Consider the following 17,141-nt stretch of genomic DNA (forward strand, 5'->3'; position numbering starts at 1 on the left):
TCCTTCAGCCGGATGGCGCGGCTCGGCTTCAAGCGGAAGGTGAAAGATTCGAGCGTCACCAAATGTCACCTCGTGGGCGCACAGCGTAAAAAAGAGCTCGGACGGGCGAATTAGGCGGCTCTGCCATACAATATGTAGGAAGGCCTCACCGCGCGCACTTTCGCGCGCCCTTGGTGAGGGTACCGAAACAAGCAAGGAGTAGAAGCTCAGTGGCATCTTTCTTGGAGAAAATCCTCCGAACCGGCGATAAGAGGGTTCTGCGACAGCTCGAAGCGTACACTAAGGCGGTGAACTCGCTCGAGGACAGCTTCGCATCTATGACCGATGAGGAACTGCGAGCAGAGACCGACAAGTTCCGCGAGCGCGTCAAGGACGGCGAATCCCTCGATATTCTGCTGCCGGAGGCCTTCGCGGTAGTCCGCGAAGCGTCCAAGCGTACCCTGGGCAAGCGCCACTACGACGTGCAGGTGATGGGTGGCGCTGCGCTGCACCTGGGCAACATTGCCGAAATGAAGACCGGTGAGGGTAAGACCCTCGTCGCGACCCTGCCCGCATACCTGAACGCGCTGAGCGGCAAGGGCGTTCACATTGTGACTGTGAACGACTACCTGGCTGAGTACCAGGCAAACCTCATGGGTCGCGTGTTCCGCTTCCTCGGTATGGAGTGCGGCGTGATTCTCTCCTCCATGGAGCCGGACGAGCGTCGTAAGCAGTACGCCGCAGACATCACCTACGGTACGAACAACGAGTTCGGCTTCGACTACCTGCGTGACAACATGGCATGGACCGTGGAGGAGCAGGTTCAGCGCGGCCACAACTTCGCCATTATCGATGAGGTGGACTCCATCCTGATCGATGAGGCGCGTACCCCTCTAATCATTTCCGGACCCGCCGCTGGCGAGGCAAACCGCTGGTACGCAGAGTTCGCGCGCATCGCCGCAACGATGCTCAAGCGCGATGAAGACTACGAGGTGGACGAGAAGAAGCGCACCGTCGGCATCCTCGAATCCGGCATTGACAAGGTGGAAGACCACCTGGGTGTGAAGAACCTCTACGAATCCAAGAACACCCCGCTCATTGGCTTCCTGAACAACTCCATTAAGGCAAAGGAGCTGTTCACTAACAACAAGGACTACGTGGTCATTGACGGCGAAGTCCTGATTGTTGACGAGCACACCGGTCGTATCCTGCCGGGCCGCCGCTACAACGACGGCATCCACCAGGCGATTGAGGCGAAGGAAGGCGTCGAAATCAAGCCTGAGAACCAGACCATGGCGACCGTGACCCTGCAGAACTACTTCCGCATGTACGACAAGCTGGCTGGCATGACCGGTACCGCGGAAACCGAAGCGGCAGAGTTCATGAACACCTACGAGCTCGGCGTGGTGCCCATCCCCACCAACAAGGGTGTGCAGCGCATCGACAACCCCGATAAGGTGTACCGCGACGAAATCGCCAAGTTCAAGGCGGTCGTCAAGGACATTAAGGAACGCCACGAAAAGGGCCAGCCGATTCTGGTCGGTACCGCAAGCGTGGAGAACTCCGAGTACCTTTCCCGCCAGCTGGCGAAGGCAGGCGTGCGCCACGAGGTGCTGAACGCAAAGAACAACGAGCGTGAGGCAGCTATTGTCGCCCAGGCGGGCCGTAAGGGCGCCGTCACCGTGGCAACCAACATGGCTGGTCGCGGTACCGACATTATGCTCGGCGGTAACCCCGAATTTGAGGCCGTCGAGAAGATGCGCGAGCTCGGCCTGGACCCGAACACCAACTCCGAAGAGTACGAGGCACGCTGGCCCGAGGTCCTGAAGGCCTGCGAAGACGCCGCTAAGGAAGAGCACGAGGAAGTCACCAAGCTCGGTGGCCTGTACGTGCTCGGCACTGAGCGTCACGAGTCCCGCCGCATCGACAACCAGCTGCGCGGTCGTTCCGGCCGTCAGGGCGACCCGGGTGAGTCCCGCTTCTACCTGTCTCTGACCGACGAACTGATGCGCCTATTCAACACCGGCATGGCAACCCGCCTCATGGCGGCAGCCCCCGAGGACTCCGCACTGGACTCCAAGATCGTTAGCCGCGCTATTGCTACCGCACAGGCAAACGTTGAGGGTCGTAACGCTGAGCAGCGTAAGAACGTGCTCAAGTATGACGATGTGCTCAACCGCCAGCGCGAAGCGATCTACAAGGACCGCGGCCGCATCCTGCACGGTGACGACCTGAAGGAACAGATTTCCGGCTTCGTGGACGAGGTGCTGACCACCATCATTGACGCCCGCGTCTCCGAGGGCCACGCCGAGGACTGGGACTTCGACGAGCTCTGGGACGCACTCAAGCAGGTGTACCCCATCTCCATCACCGTGGACGACCTGGCAGAAGACGCCGGCGACCGCACCAAGATTACTCGCGACCAGATCGTGAAGGAAGTTTTGGCGGACGCACACCTCATCTACGATGAGCGTGAAAAGAGCGTCGGCGAAGAGAGCATGCGCGAAATTGAACGCCGCGTCATGCTGTCCGTCATTGGCGAGCGCTGGCCCGAGCACCTGTACGAGATGGAATACCTCAAGGAAGGTATCGGTCTGCGTGCGATGGCTCAGCGTGACCCGCTGGTTGAGTACCAGCGTGAAGGCTACGACATGTACCAGGCGATGCTCGGCGCGATTCGTGAAGAGACCGTGACCTACCTGTTCAACCTGGACCTGTCCAAGCAGCGCACTCAGGCTTCTGCCGTGCGCCTGGCTGAGCCTTCGCGCCCGAAGTTCCTGCAGTACTCCGCCCCGGATGAGGACGGCCACGAGCAGGTTCATGTGGAGCGTTCGAAGGAAAAGTAGTCTCAGCCTAAAAACTGAAACGCTATAGACGCGCAGAGAGGGTACGAATCCAATACCGGATTCGCACCCTCTCTGAGTGTCTGCGTCTGTTTTGTGCCGGAAACCTTAGTCTTCGTCCACGCGGCTCTGCGGCTGCTCGATGGAAGTAATCAGCCAGGTGCCGTAAATCAGGCGCATCTGCATGGTCACCACGCGAACCTTATCCGCACAACGCAGCAGCGCCACCACCTCGTAGAGCTCCTCGTGCACCCTCTGCGCTCGCACCCGCAGCAGAACCGGCGGAAGAGTCAGCAGCATCTCCTTGCGCACCTGACGCGGGTTCTTCGGGAAGAACGGTAGCAGGCGGTGGAAGCAATCCGCTGACACCCACTGCGCCAGCTGCTGACGCGAACGACGAGCCGACATGATCTCCAGGTAAGCAATTGCCACACCCGCGCAACGACCCTCCAGCTGGCGAGCCAGCGCATCCGCAGGACGCAACGGGCGGCCCCTTTTCGCCACCGGCGGGCGCTGCGCCGTATGCTGCTCATAACGCGGCAGTGGCAACAGCGAATAGACCGACGGGCTGTTCCTCCTCTGCACCAGAGCCATCGTGCCCTGCCCTTGCTCCGGTAGCGGAGCGACCTGCTCGGCAGTCACAGGCTGAGCCTGGGAGGTGCCTGCCGCCTGACGCTTTGAATACGGGCTGACGGGCTGATCGTTACGGGAGGCGGGCTGCGCAGGCTGAGAATGTTGGGTAGCCGGAGGATGCTGCGGCGTCCATGGGGCGCGGGGGAGAAGGTTGGCGAAGCTCATGACGGCTCCTTTCGGTGCAGAAAGATGTGTGAGGTGGGTTGAGCGAATGAGACTGAGCGAATGAAATTGAGTGAATGAAAAGCTATCGGGCGAGGTAGAAGAACCGAGGCCGCGGAATTGAGATGGCGGAATTGAGATGGCGAATTGAGGTAGTGAGGGGGGGGGCTAATGAATGGGCTGATCGGGAATCTGCAGAACCTGCCCCTCGTAAAGCAGCTCGGCGTTCTGGCCCAGAGCGTCCTTATTCGCCTCGTAAATATCGAGAGTGTAGTTGTAAATGGTGGAGGCATCGGTGCCTTCACCCAGCTGCTCGGCGGCAATGGACCAGAGCGTATCGCCCGCCTGGACCGTGTAAGAGTAGGTGCCCGCCTCAGCGCGGGGAGGGGAGAAGAACGGGCTGCGATCCTGCAGAGAGCCTGCCGCCTCCGTGGGTTGAGGAGCCAACGGAATATCGGGAATCTCAGCAGAGAGCGTCGGGGGAGCGGAGGGTTCTTCCGGGGTGGTGCTGTCCGTGGTGGTACTGGCGGGATCCGCATCTGAGACGGTGGCTGGACTGGTATCTGCCGCCGCGGTGCTCGTTGAAGCTACGGTGCTCGTTGAAGCTACGGTGCTCGTTGAAGGTACAGCGCCCATTGAATCTGTGGTCATGACCGCCGAAATAGTCGTCTGCGGCATGCCCTCCGTGCCGTTTACCCCGGCACTACTGGGTGTAACCACCGTAGCCTGCGCGGGAGCCAAAACCGCACCCACTCCAAGAGCCGTGCCGCCGAGCGTCAGAACGATGCGGCGCATAAAACGCGGACGGAAAAACGCCGGAACCTTCAGCACCGCACGGTCAGCATTATTGCTCGAAACGCGCAAAGACCAAGCGTAGAAGAGTGCGTAGATAAAACTGATGAACCACCAGACGGTAATGAGGATTGCCGCCGCGCCAGCGCAGAGCAACGAGGCATCTGTCAGCGGGTGCGCCGAAGGGATGCGGTGCAGGTTCACGCTCAACGCGCCCAAGACCGCCGCGGAAAGCAGAGGAGGGGCAATGAAGAGCAGCGCGTCCTGGTAGTTTGCCCTAGCGCCGGACTCGGTTGCAGAGCTGGTTACGGCGGCTACCCCGGTGCTGGCTACCCCTGCACCGACAGTACGAGGCGCGGTGGCTCGGCGTGAAGCGAAGGCTTCGGGGGCTGAGCCCGGAGTGGGAAGATGGTCCACGATGACCTCCAAACAGTGTGTTTGATAGCTTTTGGTGTTGCTTCATTTATACAGGAGGTCGCGCCAAAAATGAAGCAAAACGCATCAAAATATATGAAAAACATGTAATTTGGTGGAATTTGCTTCAAAAATCAGGCTTGAGAGTCACCGTCTGACCAGAAAAAGGCCCCGGTTCGTATCCGCACCCATCCTCGGGTAGGGTCATAGCATGAGCATGGAAAAGTTCCTACGAGACATTGAGGCGCGCCTCGCCTCCGAACGCGCCTGGGATATGGAACAGGACGCCCGCCAAGTCGCCCGCGTCCAGTACTCCACCATCACCCTCGACGACCGCCTCCTCGCACAGGTTGGCGGCCCCATCCGCATCTGCGCCACCGACATGCAAACCTACGAAGGCAAGCTCGAAATGGTCGGCGAAGAATGGGTCAGCATCGAAGCGCGCGGCGAGAATATCATCATCCCCCTGCGCGGAATGCTCTGGTGGGAGGGCGGCATCGCTCCCGGGCGCGCTGATATTCGCCCCGAACGCTACCGCATGAAAATCCAGCTCGCCCTGCGCTCCCTCGCCATGGCGCGTGAACCCGTCCGCCTCTCCCTCGAAGGTGGCACCGTCAGCTACGACGGCGTGATCGAGCGAGTCGGCGCCGACTTCCTTGAACTGCGCCTGCTCAACGGCGGCCAGTACCCGCGCGTCTACGAGCGCGACCAGTACGCGCGTGCAGCCTACGGTGCACAGGGAACCTATGGGCAGAGCGGTTATGGGCAGGCTGGTTACGGTCAGGGTGCCTTCGGCTACTCCCGCGCACCTCGCGGTGCTGGCGTGCGCACCATCCCGCTGGCTCGTATTAGCGCAGTAATCGCCCGCATTTCACGCTAGAGCACAGGGGTAAGAGTGGGCAACACTGTTCGTTGGAACACCAGTAAAAACGCCTCGACAACTATAAACACCCCTTATAAAAGCAGCGATAAACACAAAAAGGTCCGCCCCTCTCATTGAAATCTCAACGAGAGAAGCGGACCTTTTAAAGCACTCGGGCATTACGCCCGCGAGGTGCATGTTGAAATACTAATCAACCTTAGCCTTTGCGGTGAGCTTGCCGGAAGCAATCGCCTCCAGAGTCTGCTCGTGGCGCTCGGTAATGTACTCTTCAAAACGAGAACGCTCAATACGCCACTGGTTACGTCCACCAATCTGAATGGCGGGAAGTTCGCCGCTACGCACCAGAGCACGCACCTGCGAAAGTGAAACCTGCAACTCCTCGGCAACGTCGCTCAGAGTGAGGAAACGAGGTGCAGTCATCGATTTGTTCCTTTCCGTGAGTGAAATCCTGGGCCCCTAGCTACCGTTAGCAGCCTTTGAAATAGAGTTCGTAGTGAACATCTATTGAGTACTTTCAGTATATGTCATCACCGTGGAATTTGCTTGCAAAAAGTCTTATATGAGCCGAAAAGTTATCTAATCACCCCTTCAAAAGGGGCAAGACTCAAAAATATTTCATAAACACGACTCTTGTTGAGAGAGAGTACTAAATGAAATATGCTGTTAGGGTTAGTGTCAGACTCAACCAAAGCACTATCGAAAACACACCACTCGCTCATCGGTCAGTTGAACAACACCGGAATCACCGCCGGCTTCCGCACCGAAAGGCACAACCACATCATGCGCATACGACAGAACGCGACGAAGCGTTCCACCCTCACCGAGCCCCACGCCAAACGCCTCAAAAGGCCCACCATCAAAGACTGGCGATTCATCCTCGGTGTACTTCTCGTGCTCGTCTCCATTACCGGCGTGCAGCTCTACGTGCAAGCCAACAACAGCAAAACCGAGTACTACACCGCCAAAAGCGAAATCCGCCTGGGCGAGAAGATTACCGAAGACAAACTCACCCGAGTCGAAGCGAACATCGACTCCGCCAAAGACAAGTACTTCACCCGCGCCGAAGCCGCACAGATGAACGGCAAAATCGCCACCCAGCGCATCCCCGCCGGTAACCTCATCAGCAAGGAATCCGTAGGCACCGAAACCTCCCCGGGCCGCCGTCTCGCCACCGTCAGCATTGACCGTGCGGCAGCCTCCTCGCTGAAGGCGGGCGAGCGCGTGGACGTGTGGACCTCCGGCCCGCGCAACCCCGACACCAAGAGCGATAACCGCACTGAAAACGGCGCCCGCGCCATCGTCACCAACGCTGAAATCGTTGCTGTAACGGTCGACGAAGGCGTGCTTGGCGCCAACGGCAAGGCAACCGTGCAGCTGTGGGTCAAGGAAGAAGCCCTCGCCGCCCTCGTCAAGGAAAGCAATAGCGACTCCAAGATCAGCCTCATCCCCGGCACCTACGGGGAGGGCCAGTGAACATCCCCGTCATCCTCTACGGCGATGACGGCTCGCTCCTGACCCGCATCGAATCTCAGCGCGGCCGCGTCTCCGTGGCGCGCACCGTGCAGGACTTCAGTGAAGCCGTGGGCATGGCACATACAGGCATCGCCCGCGTACTGCTCTGTGCCCACGTGCCCGCCGAAATAAGCGCCTCCACCGTGGACGCGCTCGCCGCCTCCGAAGTGCTCTTGGCGGTTATCGCCCCGGACAACCTGCCGCTGCCTACGCAGGCGCACCGCATCCGCCCCGAAGCTGCCCTCGACGAGATTCTGGGCTCGCTCGAACAAGCGGTGGATGCGGCGCTCGCCCGACCCGCCGCCGGCTACGGCATTCCCGCACAGACCCCGAATCAGGCTCCCGCGCAGGCGGTGCATCAGCCGGAGGCGCACGCCGCCTACGGTCAGGACGCAGGCTACGGATACGATGCAGGGTACGGCTACGACAGCGCGTACGGTGGCTACGGTTACGATAACGGAGCTGCTGGCCATGGGGCGGGCGGCTACGGCTATGATCCCGCCGCGGGTGCTGCTACAAATGCTGGTGCACACTACGGCGCCGACTACGGAGGCTACGGAATCGACCCCGCAGCACCGGCCGCCCCGGCACCCGGTGCGCCTGAGCCGGCGGAAGCCTCCTCGACCGCCCCCAGCAACGAGGAATCCGTGCTCAGTCAGGCCGCCGCCATCGTTGACTCTTTCGCGCCCGGCAGCGACTACGCCCTGCACGTGCAGAACGAGAATAACGACGGCACCCTGCCGCAGCACCCTGACATCAACCAGGACCCCGCCGCGCCTTCCCGCTACCAGCCGGGCCACCGCCTCGGCACAATTGTGACCGTCTGGGGCACTCACGGCGCGCCCGGTCGAAGCACCATCGCCTTCAACCTTGCCGCCCTCGCGGCGCAGCAGGGGCAGCAGGTCTGCCTCATCGATGCAGACACCTACGCGCCCAGCCTGGATGCGCTCATGGCGCTCGAGGACACCGGCTCCGGTCTGGCAATTCTCTGCTCGGACGCCGACCGCGCCCAGCTCGACGAGAAGAAAGCCGGAGCCATCATGGAGCGCGTGCCCCTCAAAAACGGCACCTTCGACTTCTTGAGCGGCATCACTTCCTCCTCGCGTTGGCCCGAGGTGCGCGCCCGCGCCTTCGCCGAAGTACTCGAATGGCTCAAACACCGCTACGACCTGGTCATCTGCGATGTTGCCGCCCCCATCGAGGTCGACGAGGAACTGACCTTTGACGGCCCGGCACCGCGCCGTAACGCCGCGACCCTCACCGCGCTCGCCTGCGCCGACCGCGTAATTGCGCTCGGTGAAGCGGACGTCATCGGCCTGCCGCGCCTGATTAACCTTGCCCGCGAGGTGCAGTCGCGACCGGATCTTTTCGCCCCCGAAACGGATGTGCAGTACTGGCTCAACCGCAGCCGCCGCGAAGCCGCCGGATTCAACCCCGAGGCGAAGATGCGCGATAACTGGGCACGCTACCTGTCGGTTCCGCTCACAGGCGTGATCCCGTACGAGCGTAAGGTCATGGACCGTTTGCGCCGTAACGGTGAAGCGCTGCTGGAGGTCGCACCCCGCCACGCGGTCGTGCAGTCCTTGGAAGCGATGCTTGAAGGTATGTACGCGGTACGCGCCGGCGCATAGCGTCAACCTCAGCGCCCGACATCAAGCCGGGTGCATAGCGTCAAGCCCGGCGCGTAGCGTGAGGCCAGAGCGCTAACATTATTGTCTGCCAGAAATGGACACAAGAAGACCCGACCTGCCGGTATACGGTCCCGACATTGGGAGCGCCGGCAGGTCGGGTTTTCTGCACCTCAAGCATAGTGAGGGCGGGGGAGTAGCACGAATATTTCATCTCAAAATTGAGGGTTTCATCTCATCTCACAGCGTCATATTTGGGAATAAAAGCCTGCTTCAAGAAATGCTCTGTAAACTATTCCACGTATTGCCGTTTGAATGGGAATTGCGGCGAGCAAACCGTAAAATAGTTGAACCTACCCGAACTCATGGGAAGCACGCAAACATATGTCTTTTACTGAAGCGACTCTGAGCGCCTACGACTTCGGTCCTGGCGATACTGAACGTATTCACCTCATCAAGGGTGAATGGCAGATCATCTCCGATATTGCCCAGAGCGACCTGGTTTTATGGTTCCCCACCGACTACATTGTTGCCGACGGCAGCTCCCCGGATGCCGTATCCGGCCCCAGCGCAACCAGTAGTTTCCGTGCCATCGCTCACGTGCGCCCTTCCAACGTTCGAACCCTCTTCCACCGCGACATCATTCAGCGCGAGATGGACGAGGGAATCCGCGACGAGGCATACCGCGTCTGGATTGACCAGAACATCAGCACCTACACCGATGAGGGAAGCGGTGAAGGCGTCGGTGCTCGACCGCGTGTACACGTGACTTTTGTGCCCATTGTGCGCAATAACCGCACCATCGCACTGCTGACCAGCCACAAGATTGCCACCCCCAATGGTTACCCCTCCATCAGCGACGAGGTCTACGAATTCGCCGCTGACACCATGCTCTCCATGGTGCACTCCGGCCTGTGGCCCGACCCCCTCGCTCAGGGCAACAACACCCAGGGCAACCCCCGCGTGATTGATGGCATTATTGTGCTCGACCGCTCCGGCCGTGTGGTCGTCGCTTCCCCGAACGCGAACTCCATGTACAACCGCATGGGCATGACCGGCTACCTCGAAAAGCAAAACCTTGCCGACGTCACCCGTGCGATGCTTCCTGCCGGTGAACAGGCAGACGAAACCCTGCAGCTGGTCCTTGCCGGTCGTAGCGACCTGCGCACCGAATTGGTTATTGCCCGTGCTCGCGTGACCATGCGATCCATCCCGCTGCTGGTGCAGAGGCGCGCCCGCATCGAGCGTGAGGGCGCCGTGATTCTCTGCCGTGACGTGACCGAGTTGCGCCGCCGCGAGCTGGAGCTCATGACCAAGGACGCGACCATCCGCGAAATTCACCACCGCGTGAAGAACAACCTGCAGACCGTGTCCGCTCTACTGCGCCTGCAGTCACGCCGTATGACCACTGATGAGGCACGTCAGGGCCTGGAGCAGGCGATGCGTCGCGTGGCAACGATTGCTACCGTGCACGAGGCGCTTTCGCAGGGTCTGACTCAGAACGTCGACTTTGACGAGCTAATTGAGCGTCAGTTCCACCTTGCCGCTGAGCTTGCTTCCCCCGGTCAGCACGTGTCTACCAAGCTGATTGGTTCCTTTGGATCTTTGCCGAGCCAGTTCGCCACCCCTCTGGCACTGGTTATCAACGAGGTTGTCGCGAACGCTGTGGAGCACGGCCTGGACGGCGAGACCGGCACCGTGACCCTTGAGGGTATTCGCGGCATCAACGATGAGGGTGAGAACATCCTCACCGTCGTGATTACTGATGACGGTAAGGGCATGGGCGATAAGAAGATTGAAGAGTCCGGCCCGAACGCCTACCGCCCGGTGACCGGTAAGGAAGGCCTGGGCATGCAGATTGTGCGTACCCTGGTGGCAAGCGAGCTGAACGGCTCAATCCGCTGGGAGGCTAACGAACCGACCGGTACCCGCGTGGTCATCACCGCGGTGCTCGTCTAAGCCCCTTCTCGTATGACATATAGAACTGCCGCCGCCCCGAGTACGGGGTGGTGGCAGTTTGCTGTCTAGATAGGTTCTGTATATGACAAAAGCGTGGTGCAGTGACTTTATATCACTGCACCACGCTTTTGATGCCCTATTGAATACTCCGGAAGTTAGGATGCACGGCGGGCACGAGCTGCGCGACGCTTCATCGCACGACGCTCGTCTTCACTGGTGCCACCCCATACGCCGGAGTCCTGGCCGGTCTCGATGGCCCACTTCAGGCAGACGTCTACAACCTCGCAAGAGCGGCAGACAGTCTTAGCCTCTTCAATTTGCAACAGGGCAGGTCCGGTGTTTCCTACGGGGAAGAACAGCTCCGGATCCTTGTCCAAACAAGCTGCACGACTACGCCAATCCACGGTGGACCTCCTTCATGATTTACGGTCTCACGCGGTGGCAAGACACATCTATTTTCCTGTGCGCGTGTCAAATACATCCGCTGACGGGATGCTCACCCAGCGTTAGGGTGAAAATTGACTTATCAACTTTCGCATGTTGGAGCGGATGTGACAAGTACTTTTCTCTAAAAACTTCAGTATTACACTGAGGCATCTATCACTTAGGCAAACCTTTGTCTAATTGAGAGGGTGGGGAATCGCATGCTGACACACATAGTCTGCACCCCGTCTCATGGGCGAGACGTGGGCGGTTGGGTGAGCGGCACCTCAGGCATAATATAAAGCGGTACCTACCCCTGAAATACCGCACCGACGACGAGGCGGTGAACCCAAAACAGGGGAGCGCCCACCCGCTAACGCACCAGCGCATCAGGCCGAATACACCCCGGTCTGCCGCCGACACTACCCATGAGGAGCCCACCGTGACGTCACGCCCGTTCAACGTCATCTACGCATTCGTTCTGACCGAAACCTTCGCGGCATACATTCTGATTCGCGGTATCCTTTACCCCTTTATCGTCAGCGGAATGTCCACCGCTCAGGCGATTGTGGGCGGTGTGCTCCAGGTGCTCATTGCCGCGGGCATGACCTACTTTGGCCTGCGTTTCTACCGCGGCCGCTTCGGTTCGCGCCTGCCCATGATTCTGATTACCCTCTGCACCCTGTGGGTCACCGCAAGCACCCTCGTCATGAACGTGAGTGCTTACGGCCTGAATATCGGCCAGTCCATCACGATTGCGGGTGTTATTGGTGCGGCGACTGCCTTCATCTTCGTGCTCATGCCCAGCAGCCGCCGCTATATTGAGGCGGTCACTGAGGAGTCGGGCGAAGAAGCGGAGAAGTACAGCCGCCGACGCCGCTAAACCCCTAGAGCGTAAACCCCTAACGCCGCTAAACCCTAGATAGCTCGGCGCTAGAGTGCTCAGCTTTAGACCGCTACCGGCACCTTCTGCGTAGCTGTTACAGCCTGTGCAGCCGTGCTCAGCGCCAGGGGAACCTGCGCCGCGCACACGGAGGCGCCATCGACCACCACGATGCGACCGGCGGGCTGCTCGCCCTGCGTGAATCGATCCAGCGGCAGCGCGGTCACCGTGCACATGTCAGCATCCGCTAGGGATGCGGGTGCGAGCAGAAGCGCACGCGAGCATCCCATGAGCGCAGCCAGCAGCGGTGAGGAGGCGCGCCTCGGCCACGGCGTGTAGGCGACCAGCATCGCGCGGAACTCACCGCGACGCTCCAGAAGTAGCTGCTGAACGGCGGGTTGCAGGTACTGCAGGTCGTCAATGAGCACGAGCGTGCGCGCGGGGTTCTTCACCGAGTCCAGGAGCGCACGGGTACGCTCCACGCTCGGCGGCTCACCCGACGCTCCGCCATCACCCGAGGTGCCGCCAGAACCCTCAAGGATGAGGGTTTCGAGCTGCGGGTTGAGCTGAGCAATACTCTCCAGCAGGGTGCTTTTACCCGCCGACCGGGAACCCTGCACCGGAACTACCGCGCCAGCCGGGGCGCTCAACCACACCGGCATCTGCCGGCGATCAAACGCGACCAAGATCTTAGCGCCCTGCGGATTGCACGCGGCGTGGGCGGCGGTCACGTACTCGGTCGAGGGCATGCGATAGTACTCGGGGAACTGCCGCAGAAGAGTGCCGGGGTGAGTGCCTGACCCGTTAGAAGCGCTCGTGGCGTTACCCTGCAGAACCTGAACCAGCTCCTGGAAACCCGCAACGCAGGGCGAAAGAATCGACGCGCTCAGCGGCTGATCCCCAATCAACTCCTCGTTAATGGCACCCTCCACGCAGTAGTGGCTCTGTGCCGGGGTCGGGTAGTCCTTGCTCGTTGAACGCATCAGGTCAGCGTCCAGGAAGCGGCGGCTCAACAGAGTGGAATGCGCCGCAGCGGCGAAACGACCGCGCGGGTTCAACGCGGAGGTGAACACCACCGAATAGCCGCGACGGCACCCCTGCGAGAGCAGATCGTAGAGCAGGTTCTCCGTATCGGGTTGGCGAACCAGTGCCTCCAGCCAACTGTCCAGACCGTCCACGACAATGAGCGGGCGGGTGGAAGCCTCGGTACCCCACAGGTTCGGGGTGCGCAGCTCCTCCAAGCAGAACCGCAGATGCGAAAGCTCCTGTGCACCCACGAGCGACTCAAAGGCACCGGCGTAGGGTTCCAGGTCGCGGTAGAGCGCACCGTCAGAGGTCAGCAGAACAACCGGCGTGCGGGCGGCGAATGCCTGAGCTAAAAGCCCGTAAAGCATCGGGGCTCGTTCGGCGCTCTGCGCCAGCAATGCCAGCGTCTGCTGACCCGACCAGCTGATCGGGCGGCGCACACCGTAGCGGGCAATCTCCAGCTCACCCAATAGATACCCTTCGGAGGCAACGCCAGAGTCTGCAGGCTCCTGCGGGGTAGCCGCCGGGTCAGTGCCGTACGCTACCGGTTTGCTAACCGGCGCCTCCACCACGGGCAGCGGGGTGTTCTCGGGAAGCTCCGGCGGAATCGGGCAGTACTCATCCTGAACCGTTGCATTCTTCTGAAGACTCCTCGGCGCGTACTCGCGTTCATAGAGCGCACGAATCTGCTGCGCCGAACGAATCAGCAGCTCATCCTCATTACCGCCGCCCTTCTGAACGGCAGAAGCGGCAGTCAGCTCACGCCAGCCGCCCTCCTCAAGACCCAACACCTGCACCGGACGGGCATCGCTGCTCGAGGGGACCGCATCCACCAGCGGGGCGCGGAACGGCAGGGAACGACCATCCGGCAGGCGCACATACCCGGCACCCGGATGCGCCGCCGAAATATACGCCGCAGACTCATGCTCCAGCAGGTTATAGGAATCCTGAGCGCTCGCCACGCGCAGGCAAATGCTCGTGGCAATATTGGCGCGAATATCCTGCGAAATAGCACCCTGCGGACGCTGAGTCGCCAACACCAGATGCAGACCCAGCGAGCGACCAATCGTGGCGATGCGCATCAGCTCAGCCATAGCATCCGGCATGGAATCGATGAGCATGCGGAACTCATCCACCACAATCAGCAGCTCGGGGTAGCGCGGAGTCGTGCCCGCCGCCTGGCAGGAAGCCAGGTAGTCGCGGTAGGAGTTCACGCCGAGTGCCTGCAGATCCACCTCGCGGCGGTGAATATCGGCGCGCAAAAATTCGAGCGCACGCTCCACCGCCGACACATCAAAATTACTCAACACGCTGAGTGCATGCGGCAGCTGAGCCAGAGGACCCAAACCAGCAGAGCCCTTGAAATCCACCAGAATCAGGCCCAGACGCTCGGGCGGGTAACGTAGCGCAGCGCTGAGTACCAGCGAACGCAGCAGCTGCGATTTGCCAGCACCGGTCGTGCCACCGAGCAACCAGTGCGGACCGTGCTCAGATAAACCAATATTCAGCGAACCGCCCGAAGAAACACCCAGGTAGCAGCGAATATCGGAGGCGTAACGCTGAGCGGACCAGCGCTGCAGAACAGACTCCACCGCCATGTCATCGGCGCGGTTCTGCTGCTGAAGAGATGAGAACAGATGCGCCGACTGGTGCACCTGCCCCTCACTGAGCGCGCCCTGCTCCTGCTCGCACCCGGCGCGGTACAGGTTCTCAAGAGCGGTACAGAACGCCTCGAGGCTGAGCCCATCGGCGTGCTGGCACAGACCCTCACACGCCAGAGGATGCACCTGGTAGACACCCTCGGTGGGCTGCACCGGAGGCATCGCATAGCCCTGCGCGCGGTAACGGATGCTTTGACGGTGGCTACCCTCACTCGCGCACTCAACCCAGGCGGCACCAAAAAGCGCACCGGGTGCATGTGCGGAATTATCACCCTCAGCACTGCCCAGCACGCAGAGCGCAGGGGCGTTCATCTTCTGCTCACGCGGGGAGGAGAGCGCGCGGGATTGCGAACCCTCAGCGATAGCACCGGAGGTTAGTGCGGTCAGCAGGGGAGCGTAAACCGCGCTCGCATGCTGCGGCATGAGAATCAGCGGCGGAACCGAGGAAGAAAGCTCCGACTGCAAGCTGCTCTGCAGAGCCTGCAGATACTTCTCCTGCTGCGTACCCGGCAGACAATGCACACTCACGCCCGGCACCACAGCCAGAGTTTGTAGCAGGGCGTTCATACGTTTCTGCGCACTATTGTGAGCTTCGGCCAGCAGAACGTGCACCGAACCCGGATAGCCCGCCACCAGCTGCACCAGGTAGGCGCGCAGATGCGCCTCCTCCAACTTAAGGTAGTGACCGAGAACCGGGGTGGGCAGCGGTAGATAGTGGGGTGCATCCTGCTTCTCCAGAGCGCCCAGCGGGAGGTTGCGGCCGCGCAGGTAAGGTTGGCGGGGACCGCACCCGAGCACGATAGCCGGGTAGTCATGCAGGGCAGAGGGACCCGAAATCGCCAGGTCGCCCGCAGTCGGCAGGGTGAGGGCACGTTCCTTTTCCTGCTCAGCCGCCTGATGAGTTTGCTGCGATGCGGCACGGTTCTCCGCCCGACCGCCAAAGAAATGCAGAAGCATCAGCAACGAAGACGCCGCAGACATCAGCAGAAGGAACCACATGCCGGTCACCAGCGCAATAATCAGGCCCACCACAATCGGAAGGCACACGCTCAACAGAATCTGCTTGAGCTTACGCGGCGCGGGAGGGTTCACCACCACCGGCTCAAAGGGGTTGCCGGCGTCGCCCAGGGGAGCAAGCGTCTGCGCGGGTTCGCCACTGGAAGAGCCAGAAGAAGAACCGAGAGAAGAACCGGGGGGAGCGGTGGCGCTCGCCTTCTTAGTGGTGTGTTCGCGGTCGGCGCTGGGTGAGGTGAGCATGCAGAGTGAGGAGCCGAGGCGGAAAGGCTCGTCCCAGCGCAGGATGCGCGGCTCGGCGCCCTGCGCCTTCATACTGCCATGTGCCTTCTCGCTGCCCTCGCTTGCGGCGGGGCGTTTCTCGATCCAGCGGATGCCGGAGCTATCGGCGTAGAAGCTGCCGTGCACCGGCTTGAGGAAGGGGTCCTGCAGGTGAATGTGGTGCGGCTGTTCTCCTCCACGGGCAGGTAGTGCCGCCCTGCCGAGGCTGGTGCGGCCGCGGCTGATGGGGAAGGTTGCGCCCGCTTCGGGTCCGCGCAGAATGTGCAGGAGGCTGACGGCGGGCGCGTTCAGCGATTGAGAATCTTGGGGCTGAGAATTTAGGGGCTGAGATTCGTTCGGAATGTGGATATTTAGCGCATCCGAGGTGTTGAGGGGGTCCTTATCGTGCGCGGGGCGTAGCTGGAACGTTGTATCCCGCGCCTGAGCGTGCGCGCCGGGTGTAGAGCGTTGCAGAGCGTGGTTGAGTGCCTGCTCTAGAGCCTGCTGGTTTGTGCTACCTGTGCTACCGGGGTGCAGCTGTATTCCGTTGGGTGCCGCCTCGCCGTCGAGTCGGAGTACGCGGGGGTAGGGGAGCGCGTTGGTGGTGTTGTGGTGGTCGAGAAAGAAGAGAGTCATACCCTCAGAAAACATTAAAAAGCATTAAAGCTCAATGAATTACCTGTATATAAACTAAGACGTTCGTATTTTTTGAATTTTTCGCCCCATTTTTCAAAAAGCTGTGGATAAACCGCCCCAATCACCTCTCGCGTGCACCGGCGCGCATCCCCAAATATGCCGGCAGGGGTGCTTTCTTGTAGCGCGTGAGAGCACTTAAAATGCCCGCTTCGACCTGTCCCTTGTATCTGCGGCTCTATGCGACGGCTAATTATCGCAGTAAATAGAGCGGGGTGAATATTTACCCGTAAATAAAATTCCTTCACCGTGAGCGGGCCGTAAAAATACACAGAAGAAAGAACTGTCTCAGACCCGCTTGACCTCGGGGTTCGCGAAGAATATTCACTCGGAGAAAGAGTGCGCGAACAATAGTCCAAAAGCCCCTAAAAGCAC

11 protein-coding genes are annotated in these 17,141 nt (G+C 60.6%); 6 read left to right on the top strand and 5 right to left on the bottom strand.

Going from position 1 to position 17,141, the window contains the following annotated elements:
* The first annotated feature begins 209 nt into the window (after nt 1-209).
* Entirely contained in the window at nt 210-2,825 is a 2,616-nt protein-coding gene (gene secA, locus RM6536_RS06800) for a preprotein translocase subunit SecA (RefSeq protein ID WP_060824546.1), read from the top strand.
* Between the two features lie 105 nt (nt 2,826-2,930).
* On the opposite strand, the gene RM6536_RS06805 is transcribed toward secA, so the two are convergent.
* Together RM6536_RS06805 and RM6536_RS06810 are read right to left on the bottom strand one after the other, a co-directional pair.
* Nucleotides 2,931-3,620 carry an Rv3235 family protein gene (locus RM6536_RS06805; protein ID WP_060824547.1) on the bottom strand — a complete coding sequence of 230 codons (690 nt, stop codon included), beginning with the start codon at nt 3,618-3,620 and terminating at the stop codon, nt 2,931-2,933.
* A gap of 165 nt (nt 3,621-3,785) precedes the next feature.
* Nucleotides 3,786-4,826: a LysM peptidoglycan-binding domain-containing protein gene (locus RM6536_RS06810; RefSeq protein ID WP_060824548.1), complete on the bottom strand. Its 1,041-nt coding sequence runs from the start codon at nt 4,824-4,826 to the stop codon at nt 3,786-3,788.
* A gap of 208 nt (nt 4,827-5,034) precedes the next feature.
* Here RM6536_RS06810 and RM6536_RS06815 point away from each other — a divergent pair, with 208 nt between their 5' ends.
* Nucleotides 5,035-5,703, top strand: coding sequence for a hypothetical protein (locus RM6536_RS06815; protein ID WP_060824549.1), 669 nt, complete (start codon nt 5,035-5,037; stop codon nt 5,701-5,703).
* Nucleotides 5,704-5,892: 189 nt separating this feature from the next.
* Here RM6536_RS06815 and RM6536_RS06820 read toward each other — a convergent pair whose 3' ends face one another.
* Nucleotides 5,893-6,126: a helix-turn-helix domain-containing protein gene (locus tag RM6536_RS06820; RefSeq protein ID WP_005505378.1), complete on the bottom strand. Its 234-nt coding sequence runs from the start codon at nt 6,124-6,126 to the stop codon at nt 5,893-5,895.
* A gap of 360 nt (nt 6,127-6,486) precedes the next feature.
* On the opposite strand from RM6536_RS06820, the gene RM6536_RS06825 reads away from it, so the two are divergent.
* From RM6536_RS06825 to RM6536_RS06835, 3 genes are all read left to right on the top strand, one after another.
* Nucleotides 6,487-7,179, top strand: coding sequence for an SAF domain-containing protein (locus tag RM6536_RS06825; protein WP_060824904.1), 693 nt, complete (start codon nt 6,487-6,489; stop codon nt 7,177-7,179).
* On the top strand, nt 7,176-8,849 hold the full coding sequence (locus RM6536_RS06830; protein ID WP_060824550.1) for an AAA family ATPase: 1,674 nt from the start codon (nt 7,176-7,178) through the stop codon (nt 8,847-8,849). Before RM6536_RS06825 ends, RM6536_RS06830 begins: the two co-directional genes overlap by 4 nt.
* A gap of 381 nt (nt 8,850-9,230) precedes the next feature.
* On the top strand, nt 9,231-10,805 hold the full coding sequence (locus RM6536_RS06835) for a sensor histidine kinase (protein WP_060824551.1): 1,575 nt from the start codon (nt 9,231-9,233) through the stop codon (nt 10,803-10,805).
* 155 nt (nt 10,806-10,960) lie between these two features.
* On the opposite strand, the gene RM6536_RS06840 is transcribed toward RM6536_RS06835, so the two are convergent.
* Nucleotides 10,961-11,209 carry a WhiB family transcriptional regulator gene (locus RM6536_RS06840; protein ID WP_005505386.1) on the bottom strand — a complete coding sequence of 83 codons (249 nt, stop codon included), beginning with the start codon at nt 11,207-11,209 and terminating at the stop codon, nt 10,961-10,963.
* Between the two features lie 461 nt (nt 11,210-11,670).
* On the opposite strand from RM6536_RS06840, the gene RM6536_RS06845 reads away from it, so the two are divergent.
* Nucleotides 11,671-12,111, top strand: a complete 441-nt coding sequence (locus RM6536_RS06845; RefSeq protein ID WP_049362128.1) for a hypothetical protein — start codon at nt 11,671-11,673, stop codon at nt 12,109-12,111.
* A gap of 65 nt (nt 12,112-12,176) precedes the next feature.
* Here the strand turns inward: RM6536_RS06845 and RM6536_RS06850 are convergent, their stop codons facing one another.
* Complete coding sequence (locus RM6536_RS06850; RefSeq protein ID WP_231917949.1) at nt 12,177-16,709, bottom strand: FtsK/SpoIIIE domain-containing protein; 4,533 nt, start codon at nt 16,707-16,709, stop codon at nt 12,177-12,179.
* Nucleotides 16,710-17,141: the final 432 nt, after the last annotated feature.

This window comes from Rothia mucilaginosa, from assembly GCF_001548235.1.
In the GTDB taxonomy this organism is placed as follows: Bacteria; Actinomycetota; Actinomycetes; order Actinomycetales; family Micrococcaceae; genus Rothia; species Rothia mucilaginosa_B.